The following is a 16,064-nucleotide window of genomic DNA, read 5'->3' on the forward strand; positions in this document are numbered from 1 at the left end:
GTTTGCCTGCATGGCGTTCTGCGGCCTGCAGGGTGGGTGCGTTCAAGAGGGCTCTACGCGCTACAATGGCGCCTTTAACTCTTATGAGGTGTGCGTTTTGACTGCTCCAGGTGATTTGAATTCCGTTCTTGGCTCACTTTATGTGGTGGCCACGCCCATCGGTAACCTGGACGACATCAGTGCGCGTGCGCTCAAGGTATTGCGTGACGTGTCACTGATTGCGGCCGAAGACACGCGCCACTCCCTGCGCCTGCTGCAGCATTTTGGTATTTCAACGCCGCTGGGCGCCTGTCACGAGCACAACGAACGTGATGAGGGCAGCCGCTTTATCCAGCGTTTGCTGGCCGGTGAAGATGTTGCACTGATTTCTGATGCGGGTACGCCGCTGATCTCCGACCCGGGCTATCACCTGGTGCGTCAGGCGCGAGCGGCGGGGGTCAAGGTTGTGCCTGTACCGGGTGCCTGCGCCTTGATCGCGGCCCTGTCTGCGGCAGGGCTGCCTTCTGATCGCTTTATTTTCGAAGGGTTCCTGCCTGCCAAGGCTGTTGGACGTCGTTCGCGTCTGGAGTTGCTGAAGGAAGAACCTCGCACGCTGATCTTTTACGAAGCGCCGCACCGCATTCTTGAGTGCCTGCAAGATCTTGAGCTGGTATTCGGGCCAGAGCGCCCGGCATTGCTGGCGCGCGAGTTGACTAAAACGTTCGAAACACTCAAGGGTTTGCCCCTGTCCGAGTTGCGTGCATTTGTTGAAGGCGACACTAATCAGCAGCGCGGCGAGTGCGTAGTTCTGGTTGCCGGCTGGACTGCGCCAGAAACAGATGAAGTGGTCAGTAGCGAGGCGATGCGTATTCTCGACTTGCTGCTTAAAGAAATGCCACTCAAGCGTGCGGCTGCACTTGCCGCTGAAATAACCGGTGAACGCAAAAACGTCTTGTACCAAGTTGCACTTGAAAAGCAGAAGGCGGAGTAACAATTGATATCGAATGATGGCGTTTTGATGTCTTTGTATGTATTGCCCCGTGACTAAAGGCCGCAACTCAGGCAATTCAACCTGCCTTGCGGCGTTTAACGCTTGTTCTATACGCTCTGTACAGTTAATCTTCGCGCCGGAGAGTCGATTGGACAGTCGCTGCCCTCTATGAGAATTAGGGGGGGAGGAAAGTCCGGGCTCCATAGGGCGAAGTGCCAGGTAATGCCTGGGAGGCGTGAGCCTACGGAAAGTGCCACAGAAAATAACCGCCTAAGCGCTTCGGCGCCGGTAAGGGTGAAAAGGTGCGGTAAGAGCGCACCGCACGACTGGCAACAGTTCGTGGCTAGGTAAACCCCACTTGGAGCAAGACCAAATAGGGTCCCAAGGCGTGGCCCGCGCTGGGACCGGGTAGGTTGCTAAAGATGTCCAGTGATGGCCATCGTAGACGAATGACTGTTCACGACAGAACCCGGCTTACAGATCGACTCTCCACCTTTTTTTCTCTTCTGCTTGCCCTGCAAGCAGATTGCTACACTCGCAATCGGTTTATCCCCCGCTATTTTTCGTAAGACAATTTTCCGACGTAATGCAGAAAAGTTCTTGCTCTTAACAAACTACTTTAAGTTTGAAGTCCAGGGCTTTGAATTTGCAGCGCGTCGCTAGTCAAAATACCTCTCCGCTTACTGTTCTACGTCTATTTACCCTCCTAAATCTCAGTTATGTAAGGCTTTTCCTGTGGGCCGCTCCTTGACGGTGTGGTGGGCGCATTCCTATAGTGTGCATAAGTGGTGGAAAGTGGCATAAAGTGGGTTTTCTAGACGTAAAACGCTAATATTTGGAGATGCGATCAGTGTTTCGCGGAGCCAACGCAATCAGTCTCGATGCAAAGGGCCGTCTCGCAATGCCGAGCCGGTACCGTGACGAGCTGATTTCGCGAAGTTCCGGGCAGCTGATCGTGACCATTGATGCGGTAGATCCCTGCTTATGTGTGTACCCGCTGGATGAGTGGGAATTGATTGAAACCAAGCTTCGGGCGCTGCCTTCGTTGCGTGAAGAAAACCGCCGTTTGCAACGTCTGTTGATTGGTAACGCCGTCGATCTTGAGCTCGATGGCAGTGGTCGTTTTCTGGTGCCGCCACGTTTGCGTGAATATGCCAAGTTGGATAAGCGCGCGATGTTGGTAGGCCAGCTAAACAAGTTTCAACTGTGGGACGAGGATGCTTGGGAAGCTGTTTCTGCCGCTGACCTTGCAGCCATTCAACAACCGGGCGCGATGCCTGACGAACTGCGTGATTTAATCCTGTGACTATAGATAGCGGCTTCAACCACATCACCGTACTGCTTGACGAAGCCGTAGAGGCTCTCGCCGTACGTCCTGATGGATGCTATCTGGATGGCACCTTCGGTCGCGGCGGACATAGCCGCCTGATACTCCAGAAGCTGGGCCCCGAGGGGCAATTGCTCGGGTTCGATAAAGATCCACAGGCGATTGCCACAGGGCAAGCGCTAGCGGCCGAAGACGGCCGCTTTGTTATTGTGCAGCGTAGTTTTGCTGAAATGGGATCCGAAATTGCCGATCGTGGTCTGGCCGGCAAGGTCGACGGTGTACTGCTCGACCTGGGCGTGTCTTCGCCTCAGCTTGATGATCCGGAGCGCGGTTTCAGCTTCATGAATGACGGCCCGCTGGACATGCGTATGGACCCGGACCGCGGCATCAGCGCTGCCGAGTTCGTCAACACGGCATCCCAGGAAGAAATTGCCCGCGTATTCAAGGAATATGGCGAAGAGCGCTTTTCCGGTCGTATGGCTCGCGCGGTGGTAGAGCGTCGAGACATCAAGCCGTTTGAGCGCACCGGTGATCTGGCTGAAGTCTTGAAAGTGGCCAATCCGGCCTGGGAAAAGGGCAAGCACCCTGCAACCCGTACCTTCCAGGGTTTGCGTATTCACGTGAACAACGAACTGGGTGACCTTGAGGCTGGCCTTGAGGCTGCATTGGAGTCCCTGGCAATCGGCGGCCGTCTGGTGGTGATCAGCTTTCACTCCCTGGAAGACCGTATCGTCAAATTGTTCATGCGCAAACTGGTCAAGGGCGAGCCTGACAACCTGCCGCGCGGCTTGCCCGTTCAGCACGTCGCTTTTGTTCCGAAAATCAAAATTCACGGCAAGGCCCAGACCGCGTCCGATGCCGAACTCAAAGCTAATCCACGTTCGCGCAGCGCTGTAATGCGCGTCGCGGAGAAGCTTCGTTGAACAAGCTCTTCGCCAAACCACTTCCCGGCGGAAGTTTTTTCATGTTGCTGCTATTTCTTGGCGTGCTGGTTTCGGCTGTGGGCGTTTCTTACAGTGCCCACTGGAACCGTCAGTTGCTCAACACCCTGTACGGGGAGCTGAGTGTGCGGGACAAGGCGCAGGCAGAATGGGGGCGTTTGATTCTCGAACAAAGCACCTGGACCGCCCATAGCCGTATCGAGTCATTGGCCAGCGAACAACTGAAAATGCGCATTCCAGGCGCAGCAGAAGTTCGAATGGTGGCGCCATGATCAAACTCGAAGGCGCGCTCTACCCGTGGCGTTTTCGTGTGGTGCTGGCATTGCTGGCACTGCTGGTAGGCGCGATCGCGTGCCAGATCGTGTACCTGCAAGTGATCGACCATGACTTCCTCAAGGGGCAGGGCGATGCACGCAGCCTGCGGCATATCCCGATTCCTGCACACCGTGGCCTGATTACCGACCGCAATGGTGAGCCGCTGGCCGTGAGTACGCCGGTGACGACCCTGTGGGCCAACGCCAAGGAAATGCAGGTTGCCAAAGACCGTTGGCCAGCCTTGGCGCACGCGCTTGGGCAAGACCCCAAAGTGCTGACGGCCCGCCTGGAGCAGCAAGCCAATAAAGAATTTATCTATCTGGTTCGGGGCCTGACCCCAGAGCAGGGCCAGGTTGTGCTCGACCTCAAGGTGCCGGGTGTTTATGGCATTGAAGAGTTCCGCCGCTTTTACCCTGCCGGTGAAGTGACGGCGCACATGGTCGGCTTTACCGATATCGACGATAAAGGTCGTGAAGGCGTCGAACTGGCCTATGACGAGTGGCTGGCCGGGGTTCCGGGCAAGCGGCAAGTGATCAAGGACAGGCGCGGGCGTCTGATCAAAGACGTGCAAGTGACTAAAAACGCCAAGGCAGGTAAGACCTTGGCGTTGTCGATTGACCTGCGCCTGCAGTATCTGGCCAACCGCGAACTACGCAATGCGCTGGTCGAGAACGGTGCCAAGGCTGGCAGCCTGGTGATCATGGATGTGAAGACCGGCGAGATTCTGGCCATGGTCAACCAGCCCACCTACAACCCCAACAACCGTCGCAACCTGCAACCGGCGATGATGCGTAACCGCGCCATGATCGACGTGTTCGAACCGGGCTCGACGGTCAAGCCGATCTCCATGAGTGCTGCGCTGGAAACCGGGCGCTGGAAGCCTACCGACAAGGTAGAGGTTTATCCGGGCACCCTGCAGTTGGGCAAGTACACCATTCGTGACGTATCCCGTTCCGAAGGTCCGGTCCTCGACCTGACCGGCATCCTGATCAACTCCAGTAACGTGGGCATGAGCAAGGTTGCCTTCGATATCGGTGGTGAAGCGATCTTCCGCCAGATGGCCAAGATGGGCCTGGGGCAAGACACCGGCCTGGGTTTCCCGGGTGAGCGTGTCGGCAACCTGCCCAACTACCGCGAGTGGCGCAAGGCTGAAACCGCGACCCTGTCTTACGGCTACGGCGTGTCCGTCACCGCTATCCAGCTTGTTCACGCGTTTTCGGCACTGGCCAACAACGGCAAGCTTGCCCCGCTGACCCTGCTCAAGACTGACAAGGACAAGCCTGTAGATGCGACTCAAGTCATGCCCGAACAAGTCGCCAAAACGGTGCAGGGCATGCTCCAGGAAGTGATCGAAAACCCTCGCGGTGTATGGCGTGCCAAGGTGCCGGCGTATCACGTTGGCGGCAAGTCGGGTACAGCGCGTAAAACATCTTCCGGCGGCGTCAAAGGCTACGCAGTGAACTCTTATCGTTCCCTGTTCGCCGGCTTCGGCCCCATGAGCGACCCGCGTTACGCGATCGTTGTAGTGATTGATGAACCGAGCAAGGCGGGCTACTTCGGTGGTCTGGTTTCCGCTCCGGTATTCAGCAAAGTCATGTCCGGCACGCTGCGTCTGATGAACGTGACCCCGGATAACCTGCCGACGGCAGCGGAGCAACAAGCAGCCGCTGCTGCGGCAGCAGCCAAAGGAGGGCGCGGCTAATGTCCCTGAGCCTGAACAAGATTTTTCCTCACGCCGGCCACGATCTGCTGATTCGTGAATTGACTCTCGACAGTCGCAATGTGCGCGCAGGTGATCTGTTCCTTGCGGTACCCGGCGGCAAGCTCGATGGTCGTGAACATATCGCTGACGCGTTGAAGCGCGGCGCAGCTGCCGTTGCCTATGAAGTAGAGGGGGCAGATGTACTGCCAATCACTTCGGTTCCACTGATTCCGGTCAAAGGTCTGGCGGCTCAGCTATCTGATATCGCCGGGCGCTTTTATGGTGAGCCGAGCCGTCACCTCAATCTGGTTGGCGTGACCGGCACCAACGGTAAAACCAGCGTCACCCAGTTGGTCGCGCAAGCACTGGACCTGCTGGGCCAGCACTGCGGCATCGTCGGTACGCTGGGCACGGGCTTTTATGGCGCGCTGCAAAGCGGTCGCCACACCACGCCAGACCCTATTGCCGTACAGGCCATGTTGGCCGACCTGAAAAAGGCCGGTGCCAAGGCTGTCGCGATGGAAGTTTCCTCCCATGGCCTGGATCAGGGGCGTGTCAGCGCATTGGCGTTCGACGTTGCCGTGCTGACCAACCTGTCCCGTGATCACCTGGATTACCACGGCACGATGGAGGCTTATGCCGCTGCCAAGGCCAAGCTGTTTGCCTGGTCGGACCTGCGTTGCCGCGTACTGAACCTGGATGATGAGTTCGGTCGCCAGCTGGCCGCTGAAAAGCACGGTTCGCGCCTGATCACGTATAGCCTTGAAGACAGCAGTGCCACGCTGTATTGCCGCGATGCGACCTTCGATGACGACGGCGTTCGTGCCACCGTGGTCACGGCTCAAGGCGAGCACCTTCTGCGCAGTTCCTTGCTCGGGCGCTTCAACCTGAGCAACGTACTGGCCGCTGTAGGTGCCTTGCTGGGTCTGGATTACGCGCTGGATGAAATTCTGGCCGTGCTGCCGAAACTTGAAGGTCCGGTCGGGCGCATGCAGCGCCTGGGCGGCGGTACCAAACCGCTGGTGGTGGTCGACTACGCCCATACCCCGGATGCTCTGGAAAAAGTATTGCTGGCTCTGCGCCCACACGCCAAAGGCAAATTGCTGTGCCTGTTCGGCTGCGGCGGCGATCGCGATCGCGGCAAGCGTCCATTGATGGCGCAAGTGGTTGAGCGTCTGGCTGACGGTGTGTTGGTCACAGACGACAACCCGCGCTCAGAAGCGCCCGCGCAGATCTTTGATGACATTCGTGTTGGTTTTACCGCGCCACAAAGCGTCACCTTTGTCGCTGGTCGCGGTGATGCCATTGCTCAATTGATCGCCGCTGCCAGCGCCGAAGACGTGATCGTGCTGGCCGGTAAAGGCCATGAGGACTATCAGGAAATCAACGGCGAACGCCATGATTTTTCTGACCTGGTAGAAGCCGAAAAAGCCCTGAATACCTGGGAGGCTGCCCATGCTTAAGCCTCTGTTGCTGAGTGAAGTGGCTGCTGCCCTGCAGGGGCGACTGGTTGAAGCGGACTGCCGCTTCAATGGCGTCAGCATCGACAGTCGTGCAATTACCAAGGGGCAGCTATTTATTGCCCTGACCGGTCCACGCTTTGATGGTCACGATTATTTAAATGAAGTGGCTGCCAAGGGCGCCGTTGCCGCCCTGGTCGAGCGCGAAGTGCCTGAGTCGGCACTGCCTCAGTTGGTGGTCAAAGACACGCGAGAAGCGCTGGGTCAGTTGGGCGCGCTCAATCGTGCCGGCTTTGACAAACCGGTTGCGGCCATTACCGGCTCCAGTGGCAAGACCACCGTTAAGGAAATGCTCGCCTGCATTCTGCGTACCCGTGGTCCGGTACTGGCGACCAAAGGTAACCTGAACAACGATCTGGGCGTGCCGCTGACGCTGCTTGAACTGAGCACCGAACATACGGCTGCAGTCATTGAGCTGGGCGCTTCGCGTGTTGGCGAAATCGCCTACAGCGTGGCCTTGACCAAACCTCATGTCGCCGTGCTCAACAATGCCGGCACAGCCCATGTGGGCGAGTTTGGCGGTCCGGAAAAAATCGTTGAAGCCAAGGGCGAGATCATTGAAGGCCTGGATGCTGACGGCATCGCTGTTCTGAACCTGGATGACAAGGCATTCGCCATCTGGAAGAACCGTGCAGCGGGGCGCAAAGTGCTGAGCTTTGCCCTGGAAAACCCCCAGGCCGACTTCCATGCCAGCGATCTGACCCGTGACCCACGGGGGTGCCCGGGCTTCAAGTTGCACAGTCCGCTGGGTGTCGAACCGGTTCAACTCAACCTGCTGGGCAACCATAACGTGGCCAACGCATTGGCGGCCGCAGCGGCTGCCCATGCCCTGGGTGTCTCGTTGTTTGGCATCAAAACCGGCCTTGAAGCCGTGTTGCCGGTCAAAGGTCGCGCGGTTGCGCAACTGACCGCTGATGGCCTGCGAATTATTGATGACACTTACAACGCAAACCCCACCTCAATGTGCGCTGCCGTTGATATACTCGCCGCCTTTTCCGGTCGCACCGTCCTGGTGCTCGGAGATATTGGCGAACTGGGTGAGTGGGCGGAGCAAGGACATCGTGAAGTAGGCGCTTATGCCGCCGACAAAGTTTCAGCGCTCTATGCGGTGGGACCCATGATGGCTCATGCCGTCACAGCATTTGGACACCAGGCTCGTCACTTCGCCAATCAGGCTGACCTGATCAAGGCGCTTCGCGCTGAGCACGAAACAAACACCACTATTTTGATCAAGGGCTCGCGCAGCGCTGCGATGGAAAACGTCGTTGCGGCTTTGTGCGGTTCCAGCGGGGAGAAACATTAATGCTGCTGCTGCTAGCGGAGTATCTGCAACAGTTCTACAAAGGCTTCGCGGTCTTCCAGTACCTGTCCCTGCGGGGGATTTTCGGGGTGCTGACCGCGCTGACCTTGTCGCTGTGCCTGGGGCCGTGGATGATCCGCACCCTGCAAAACCGTCAGATCGGCCAATCGGTCCGTAACGACGGCCCGCAATCCCATTTGTCCAAATCCGGCACCCCGACCATGGGTGGCGCGTTGATTCTGTCTGCGATCACTGTCAGTACCCTGCTGTGGGCTGACCTGAGCAACCGTTATGTGTGGGTCGTGATGATCGTGACCCTGCTGTTCGGCGCCATTGGCTGGGTCGATGACTATCGCAAGGTCATCGAGAAAAACTCCCGGGGCCTTCCGAGCCGCTGGAAGTATTTCTGGCAGTCGGTGTTTGGTCTGGGTGCAGCGATCTTCTTGTACGTGACGGCACCAAGCGCAGTCGAAACCACCCTGATCCTGCCTATCCTCAAGGACGCCAGTATCCCGCTGGGTATCGGCTTTGTTGTACTGACCTATTTCGTGATCGTGGGGTCCAGCAACGCGGTCAACCTGACTGACGGCCTGGATGGCCTGGCGATCATGCCGACCGTGATGGTGGGCGGTGCGCTGGGTATCTTCTGCTACCTGTCGGGCAACGTGAAATTTGCCGACTACCTGCTGATCCCGTATGTCCCGGGCGCCGGTGAGTTGATCGTATTCTGCGGTGCGCTGATTGGCGCCGGTCTCGGATTTCTGTGGTTCAACACCTACCCGGCACAAGTGTTCATGGGTGACGTCGGCGCACTGGCGCTGGGCGCGGCCCTGGGCACCATCGCGGTGATCGTGCGTCAGGAAATCGTGCTGTTCATCATGGGCGGTGTGTTCGTGATGGAAACCCTGTCCGTGGTGATCCAGGTAGCGTCCTTCAAGTTGACCGGCAAGCGGGTGTTCCGCATGGCGCCGATTCATCACCACTTTGAACTCAAGGGCTGGCCCGAGCCTCGCGTGATCGTCCGCTTCTGGATTATCACCGTGATCCTCGTGTTGATCGGTCTTGCCACGTTGAAGCTGAGGTAGAACCTGTGTCTCTGATCGCTTCTGACCACTTCCGCATCGTTGTCGGCCTCGGCAAGAGCGGCATGTCCCTGGTGCGCTTTCTAGCGCAGCGGGGCGTGTCGTTTGCCGTAGCTGACACGCGGGAAAATCCACCGGAGCTGGCCACGCTGCGCCGTGACTACCCGCAAGTGGAAGTGCGTTGTGGCGAACTGGATGTCGAATTCCTGTGCCGTGCCGACGAGCTTTACGTGAGCCCCGGCCTGGCACTGGCGACCCCGGCCCTGCAGGCAGCGGCGGCCCGTGGCGTGAAACTGTCGGGTGACATCGACCTGTTCGCGCGTAACGCAAAGGCGCCGATCGTTGCAATAAGCGGTTCCAACGCCAAAAGCACTGTGACCACGCTGGTCGGTGAGATGGCTGCGGCAGCCGGCAAGCGCGTGGCGGTCGGTGGCAACCTCGGCACGCCGGCCCTGGATCTTCTGAGCGATGACATCGAGCTGTACGTGATGGAGCTGTCGAGCTTCCAGCTGGAAACCACCAACCAGCTGGGCGCTGAAGTGGCCACCGTGCTCAACGTCAGCGAAGACCACATGGACCGCTACAGCGGCCTGCCTGCCTATCACCTGGCCAAGCACCGGATTTTCCGTGGTGCCAGGCAAGTGGTTGTCAATCGTCAGGACGCGTTGACGCGCCCACTGATGAGTGAAGGTCAGCCGTGCTGGACCTTCGGCCTCAGTGCGCCGGATTTCAAGGCTTTTGGCCTGCGTGAAGAAAACGGCGAAAAATACCTCGCCTTTGAATTTCAGAACCTGATGCCAGTTCGCGAACTGAAGGTGCGTGGCGCTCACAACCAGGCCAATGCACTCGCGGCATTGGCACTGGGTCATGCCGTGGGCTTGCCGTTCGATGCCATGCTGGAAAGCCTGCGCAATTTCACCGGCCTTGAACACCGCTGCCAGTGGATCCGCGAGCTCGATGGCGTGAGCTACTACAACGACTCCAAAGCCACCAACGTCGGTGCAGCACTGGCTGCCATCGATGGCTTGGGCATGGACATGGACGGCAAGCTGATCCTGATCGCTGGCGGTGACGGCAAGGGTGCCGACTTCAGCGGCCTGCGTGATTCGGTCGCCAAATACTGCCGTGCCGTCGTGCTGATGGGTCGTGATGCCGACTTGATCGCAGAGGCGGTGGGCGACTCGGTGCCACAAGTGCGGGTTAGTTCGCTCGACGAAGCGATCGAGCAAAGCCGTGCGCTGGCCCAGCCTGGCGATGCGGTACTGCTGTCGCCTGCCTGCGCCAGTTTTGACATGTTCAAGAACTATGAAGAGCGCGGCCAGTTGTTTGCCCGTGCCGTGGAGGTGCTGGCATGATTTTCGGCATCCTCAAGCCTTATCCTTCACCGCTGATCACGGGCCGTGGCATCGATCTCGACTTCCCGTTGCTGGCCGGTTGCCTGGCACTGCTGGGCCTTGGGCTGGTGATGATTACTTCGGCATCGTCCGAAGTTGCCGCCTTGCAGTCGGGCAACACGCTGTACCACATGATCCGCCACCTGTTTTATATCGTCCTCGGTCTGGGCGCGTGCATCATGACCATGATGGTGCCGATTGCGACCTGGCAACGCCTGGGCTGGTTGTTGCTGATCGGTGCGTTTGGCTTGCTGGTGATGGTGCTGATTCCAGGTATCGGGCGTGAAGTGAACGGCTCCATGCGCTGGATCGGGTTCAGCTTCTTTAACGTGCAGCCTTCCGAAATCGCCAAGGTGTTCGTGGTGATCTACCTCGCGGGCTACCTGGTGCGCCAGCAGAAGGAAGTTCGCGAGAGCTGGATGGGTTTCTTCAAGCCTTTCATTGTTTTACTGCCTATGGCTGGCCTGCTGCTCATGGAGCCGGACTTCGGTGCCACCGTTGTAATGATGGGCGCGGCGGCTGCCATGTTGTTCCTGGGTGGTGTCGGCCTGTTCCGCTTCGCCCTGATGGTGGCGCTGGCGGTGGGTGCGGTGTTTGTTCTGGTCCAGGCGCAGCCTTACCGGATGGCGCGCTTGATCACGTTCACCGACCCGTGGTCCGACCAGTTCGGTTCCGGCTACCAACTGACCCAGGCCCTGATCGCGTTCGGTCGCGGGGAGTGGCTTGGCGTCGGTTTGGGTAACAGCGTGCAAAAACAGTTCTACCTGCCTGAAGCGCACACCGACTTCGTGTTCTCGGTGCTGGCTGAAGAACTGGGCGTAGTCGGCTCGTTGCTGACCGTGGGCCTGTTTGTATTCGTCTGTGTTCGCGGCATGTACATCGGCTTGTGGGCCGAGCGCGCCAAACAGTATTTCGCGGCCTATATGGCGTATGGCTTGTCGTTCCTGTGGATCGGCCAGTTCCTGATCAATATCGGGGTAAACGTCGGTTTGCTGCCCACCAAGGGCCTGACCCTGCCATTCCTCAGTTATGGCGGCAGCTCGCTGGTGATTTGCTGTGTGTGCATGGGCTTGTTGCTGCGCATCGAGTGGGAGAGTCGAACCCACCTGGGCAGCGAAGAGACCGATTTCAAAGAAAGCGACTTCGATGAGGAGCCGACCCATGGGCGCTAATGTGCTGATCATGGCGGGCGGCACCGGCGGCCACGTGTTCCCGGCGCTGGCCTGCGCCCGCGAGTTCGAAGCTCGGGGCTACACCGTGCACTGGCTCGGTACTCCCCGTGGTATCGAGAACGAACTGGTTGAACCTGCTGGTTTCAAACTGCACCTGATCAATGTCGCGGGCTTGCGGGGCAAGAGCAAACTGTCGCTGATCAAAGCGCCCTTTGTGCTGCTCAATGCGCTGTTTCAGGCGCGCAAGATCATTCGCCAGCTCAAGCCGGTGTGTGTGCTGGGCTTTGGTGGCTACGTGACCGGACCTGGCGGTCTGGCAGCCAAAATCTGCGGTGTGCCGGTGATCATTCACGAGCAGAACGCGGTTGCCGGCACGGCCAATCGTCTGCTTGTGCCCATGACCCGTCGCGTGTGCGAAGCCTTCCCTGAAACCTTCGCGGCCTGCGACAAACTGCGTACCACCGGCAACCCGGTACGCCCTGAACTGTTCACCCTTGCGCCACGGGCCGCACTGGAAGGGCGAAAGGCGCGCCTGCTGGTGCTGGGTGGCAGCCTGGGCGCTGAACCGCTGAACAAATTGTTGCCTGAAGCCTTGGCCAAGGTGCCGGCTGACGTTCGGCCTGACGTGTTTCATCAGGCAGGCAAACAGCATGACCAGATTACAGCCGAGCGCTACACCGCGGTCGGTGTCGAGGCTGACGTGCAGCCTTTTATCAAAGACATGGCCCATGCCTATGGCTGGGCCGACTTGGTGGTTTGTCGCGCAGGCGCGCTGACCGTCAGTGAACTGGCTGCGGCCGGTCTGCCTTCGCTGCTGGTGCCTTTGCCCCACGCGATTGACGACCATCAGAGCCGTAATGCCGACTTTTTGGCACGCGAGGGCGCAGCCTTCCTGATGCCGCAAGCGACAACTGGCGCAGCCGAACTGGCTGCACGCCTGACAGAGGTTTTGATGCAACCGGAACGACTGAACAGCATGGCGGCCAATGCCCGCCGCCTGGCCAAACCTGATGCGACCCGCAACGTAGTAGATATCTGCCTGGAGGTGGCCAATGGTTGAGAATCAAAAAGCTATGCCACAACCCGAGATGCGTCGCATCCGTCGTATCCACTTTGTCGGTATCGGCGGTGTGGGCATGTGCGGCATTGCCGAGGTGTTGCTGAACCTGGGTTATGACGTGTCGGGTTCGGACTTGAATGCATCACCTGTGACCGAGCGTCTTGAGTCGTTCGGCGCGCACATCTTTATCGGTCACCGCGCCGAAAACGCCGCCAACGCCGATGTGCTGGTGGTGTCGAGTGCTGTTAATACCTCCAACCCTGAGGTCGCGACTGCCCTGGAGCGCCGTATTCCGGTAGTGCCTCGGGCCGAGATGCTGGCTGAGCTGATGCGCTATCGCCACGGCATCGCCGTTGCCGGTACACACGGTAAAACCACCACGACCAGCCTGCTGGCTTCGGTGTTCGCGGCCGGTGGCCTGGACCCGACGTTCGTGATCGGTGGTCGCCTGAATGCAGCTGGCACCAATGCACAGCTGGGCACCAGCCGTTACCTGATTGCCGAAGCTGACGAGAGCGATGCCAGCTTCCTGCACCTGCAGCCAATGGTTGCAGTGGTCACCAACATCGACGCCGACCACATGGCGACCTATGAAGGTGACTTCAACAAGCTGAAGAAGACCTTCGTAGAGTTCCTGCACAACCTGCCGTTCTACGGTTTGGCCGTGCTGTGCCTGGACGATCCGGTGGTGCGTGAAATCCTGCCGCTGGTCAAGCGTCCGACCGTCACCTACGGCTTCAGTGAAGCGGCTGACGTGCGCGCGATCAATGTTCGCCAGCAAGGCATGCAGACGTTCTTCACTGTGCTGCGCCCGGACCGCGAGCCGCTGGACGTGTCGGTGAACATGCCGGGTAACCACAACGTACTCAATGCCCTGGCAACCATCTGCATTGCCAGCGATGAAGGCATCAGCGATGAAGCCATCGTTCAGGGCTTGTCGGGTTTTGAGGGTGTGGGTCGTCGCTTCCAGGTGTACGGCGAGCTGCCTGTTGAAGGCGGCAGCGTGATGCTGGTCGATGATTACGGTCATCACCCGACGGAAGTCGCAGCGGTCATCAAGGCCGTACGCGGTGGCTGGCCGGAGCGCCGTCTGGTGATGGTTTACCAGCCGCACCGTTTCAGCCGTACCCGTGACCTGTACGACGATTTCGTCCAGGTGCTGGCCGATGCCAACGTATTGCTGTTGATGGAAGTCTACCCGGCCGGTGAAGAGCCGATTCCGGGCGCTGACAGCCGCCAGCTGTGCCACAGCATCCGCCAGCGCGGTCAGCTGGACCCGATCTACATCGAGCGCGGCGTTGAGCTGGCGCCGATCGTCAAGCCGCTGCTGCGCGCCGGCGACATCCTGTTGTGCCAAGGGGCGGGCGATATCGGCCGTCTGGCACCGCAACTTATCAAGAGCCCGCTGTTCGCCGGTGCTGTTGTTGCTACCAGTGAAGGAAAGTTGAAATGACTGCAGCCTACGCCAACCTGTTCTCGACCATTGCCCCTGCCGATTTTGGCCGTGTGGCGGTGTTGTTCGGCGGCAAAAGCGCTGAGCGTGAAGTCTCGTTGAAATCGGGCAATGCCGTACTGGGTGCGCTGCAAAGCGCCGGTGTGGATGCCTTCGGTATCGATGTGGGCGATGACTTCATCACCCGCATCACCCACGAAAAGATCGACCGTGCGTTCATCATCCTTCACGGCCGTGGCGGTGAAGACGGCAGCATGCAAGGCCTGCTGGAGTGCCTGGGCATCCCCTACACCGGCAGTGGCATCCTCGCGTCGGCCCTGGCCATGGACAAGCTGCGTACCAAGCAGGTGTGGCATAGCCTGGGTATTCCAACGCCGCGTCACGCCGTGTTGAGCAGCGAAGCCGACTGTATTTGTGCAGCCAAGGAACTGAGCTTCCCTTTGATCGTCAAACCGGCACATGAAGGTTCAAGTATCGGTATGGCCAAGGTGAATAATGTTGACGAGTTGATCGTCGCCTGGGCTGATGCCAGCAAGTACGACTCGCAAGTGTTGGTTGAACAATGGATCTCGGGTCCTGAGTTCACCATCGCCACCCTGCGTGACCAGGTGTTGCCTCCTATTGCCCTGGGTACGCCCCACACCTTTTACGACTACGACGCCAAGTACGTGGCCAACGATACCCAGTATCGAATCCCGTGCGGCCTCGACAGTGCCAAGGAACAAGAGCTCATGGACCTCACGGCGAAAGCCTGCGAGGCGATCGGTATTGCCGGTTGGGGCCGCCTGGACGTGATGCAGGACACCGCAGGCCAATTCTGGCTGCTGGAAGTCAACACCGCGCCGGGCATGACCGATCACAGCCTGGTGCCGATGGCGGCCAAGGCGGCGGGTCTGGACTTTCAACAGTTGGTGCTGTCGATTCTGGCGGCAAGCTTAGAGGCGCGGGGTTAAGTCCATGCAAGGTGCATCGCTTCGTCATCAACCACCTGCTCCCGGCCGCAAGCCGGTGCCGCGTGGCGCCAGCCGGATGGTGGCGAAAGAGCCGATGTCGGTGCGTTTGCCAAAAGCCAATTTTGGCTTTTTGAAAGCCTTGTTCTGGCCGGTACTGCTGGTGGCGCTGGGTTATGGCACCTACGAAGGTGCACAGCGTTTGATGCCGTATGCAGATCGGCCGATCACCAATGTCAACGTGCAGGGTGATTTGACTTATATCAGCCAGCAAGCCGTGCAGCAGCGTATCGCTCCGTATGTGGCGGCGAGCTTCTTCACAGTAGACCTGGCAGGCATGCGCACCGAGCTTGAGCAAATGCCCTGGATCGCCCACGCCGAAGTTCGTCGTGTATGGCCCGACCAGGTGGTGATTCGCCTTGAAGAGCAACTGCCGGTCGCCCGCTGGGGTGATGAAGCACTGCTCAACAACCAGGGCCAGGCGTTCACTCCGCGTGAGCTGGCCAACTATGAGCATTTGCCGCAGCTGTTTGGTCCACAACGGGCTCAGCAGCAAGTGATGCAGCAGTATCAGGTGTTGAGCCAGATGCTGCGTCCGATGGGTTTTTCAATTGCCCGGCTGGAATTGCGTGAGCGCGGTAGCTGGTTCCTGACCACCGGAGCCGGCAGTGCAGGGCCAGGGATCGAGTTGCTGTTGGGGCGCGATCATCTGGTAGAAAAAATGCGTCGCTTCATAGCCATCTATGAAAAAACGCTGAAAGAACAGATTACAAACATAGCGCGCATCGATTTGCGTTATGCCAACGGATTGGCCGTCGGCTGGCGGGAACCTGTGGCACCCACGATAGCCCAACCCGCTGTCGCGAAGAATTAAGAAG

At 58.9% G+C, this 16,064-nt stretch carries 14 protein-coding genes and 1 other RNA gene; all 15 read left to right on the top strand.

The window, feature by feature from the left end; genetic code table 11:
* Positions 1-88 precede the first annotated feature (88 nt).
* The 15 genes from rsmI to V6P94_RS07535 all read left to right on the top strand — a co-directional run bounded on the left by rsmI (position 89) and on the right by V6P94_RS07535 (position 16,060).
* Positions 89-970, top strand: a complete 882-nt coding sequence (gene rsmI / locus V6P94_RS07465) for a 16S rRNA (cytidine(1402)-2'-O)-methyltransferase (protein WP_374105684.1) — start codon at positions 89-91, stop codon at positions 968-970.
* 140 nt (positions 971-1,110) lie between these two features.
* An RNA gene (gene rnpB, locus V6P94_RS07470) (RNase P RNA component class A) lies at positions 1,111-1,463 on the top strand.
* A gap of 357 nt (positions 1,464-1,820) precedes the next feature.
* Complete coding sequence (gene mraZ, locus V6P94_RS07475) at positions 1,821-2,276, top strand: division/cell wall cluster transcriptional repressor MraZ (RefSeq protein ID WP_019408593.1); 456 nt, start codon at positions 1,821-1,823, stop codon at positions 2,274-2,276.
* On the top strand, positions 2,273-3,220 hold the full coding sequence (gene rsmH, locus V6P94_RS07480; RefSeq protein WP_019823810.1) for a 16S rRNA (cytosine(1402)-N(4))-methyltransferase RsmH: 948 nt from the start codon (positions 2,273-2,275) through the stop codon (positions 3,218-3,220). Before mraZ ends, rsmH begins: the two co-directional genes overlap by 4 nt.
* A complete protein-coding gene (ftsL, locus tag V6P94_RS07485; protein WP_133078916.1) occupies positions 3,217-3,510 on the top strand; it encodes a cell division protein FtsL in 294 nt (97 codons plus the stop codon). The genes rsmH and ftsL overlap by 4 nt, the downstream gene beginning before the upstream one ends.
* Positions 3,507-5,255, top strand: a complete 1,749-nt coding sequence (locus tag V6P94_RS07490; RefSeq protein WP_133078917.1) for a penicillin-binding protein 2 — start codon at positions 3,507-3,509, stop codon at positions 5,253-5,255. Before ftsL ends, V6P94_RS07490 begins: the two co-directional genes overlap by 4 nt.
* Positions 5,255-6,718: a UDP-N-acetylmuramoyl-L-alanyl-D-glutamate--2,6-diaminopimelate ligase gene (locus V6P94_RS07495; RefSeq protein ID WP_133078918.1), complete on the top strand. Its 1,464-nt coding sequence runs from the start codon at positions 5,255-5,257 to the stop codon at positions 6,716-6,718. The genes V6P94_RS07490 and V6P94_RS07495 overlap by 1 nt, the downstream gene beginning before the upstream one ends.
* Positions 6,711-8,078 (top strand): UDP-N-acetylmuramoyl-tripeptide--D-alanyl-D-alanine ligase, encoded by a 1,368-nt coding sequence (murF, locus tag V6P94_RS07500; protein ID WP_326398463.1) that lies wholly within the window; start codon positions 6,711-6,713, stop codon positions 8,076-8,078. Before V6P94_RS07495 ends, murF begins: the two co-directional genes overlap by 8 nt.
* Positions 8,078-9,160: a phospho-N-acetylmuramoyl-pentapeptide-transferase gene (gene mraY / locus V6P94_RS07505; protein WP_133078920.1), complete on the top strand. Its 1,083-nt coding sequence runs from the start codon at positions 8,078-8,080 to the stop codon at positions 9,158-9,160. Before murF ends, mraY begins: the two co-directional genes overlap by 1 nt.
* A 5-nt stretch (positions 9,161-9,165) precedes the next feature.
* On the top strand, positions 9,166-10,512 hold the full coding sequence (gene murD, locus V6P94_RS07510; RefSeq protein WP_326398462.1) for a UDP-N-acetylmuramoyl-L-alanine--D-glutamate ligase: 1,347 nt from the start codon (positions 9,166-9,168) through the stop codon (positions 10,510-10,512).
* On the top strand, positions 10,509-11,723 hold the full coding sequence (gene ftsW, locus V6P94_RS07515) for a putative lipid II flippase FtsW (RefSeq protein WP_405046739.1): 1,215 nt from the start codon (positions 10,509-10,511) through the stop codon (positions 11,721-11,723). Before murD ends, ftsW begins: the two co-directional genes overlap by 4 nt.
* Positions 11,713-12,783 (top strand): undecaprenyldiphospho-muramoylpentapeptide beta-N-acetylglucosaminyltransferase, encoded by a 1,071-nt coding sequence (murG, locus tag V6P94_RS07520; RefSeq protein WP_326398461.1) that lies wholly within the window; start codon positions 11,713-11,715, stop codon positions 12,781-12,783. The genes ftsW and murG overlap by 11 nt, the downstream gene beginning before the upstream one ends.
* Positions 12,776-14,236 carry a UDP-N-acetylmuramate--L-alanine ligase gene (murC, locus tag V6P94_RS07525; protein WP_326398460.1) on the top strand — a complete coding sequence of 487 codons (1,461 nt, stop codon included), beginning with the start codon at positions 12,776-12,778 and terminating at the stop codon, positions 14,234-14,236. The genes murG and murC overlap by 8 nt, the downstream gene beginning before the upstream one ends.
* On the top strand, positions 14,233-15,189 hold the full coding sequence (locus V6P94_RS07530) for a D-alanine--D-alanine ligase (RefSeq protein WP_133078925.1): 957 nt from the start codon (positions 14,233-14,235) through the stop codon (positions 15,187-15,189). Before murC ends, V6P94_RS07530 begins: the two co-directional genes overlap by 4 nt.
* 4 nt (positions 15,190-15,193) lie before the next feature.
* On the top strand, positions 15,194-16,060 hold the full coding sequence (locus V6P94_RS07535) for a cell division protein FtsQ/DivIB (protein WP_019823789.1): 867 nt from the start codon (positions 15,194-15,196) through the stop codon (positions 16,058-16,060).
* The last annotated feature ends 4 nt before the right edge of the window (positions 16,061-16,064 follow it).

Source organism: Pseudomonas sp. ML2-2023-3 (genome assembly GCF_037055275.1).
Lineage (GTDB): Bacteria > Pseudomonadota > Gammaproteobacteria > Pseudomonadales > Pseudomonadaceae > Aquipseudomonas.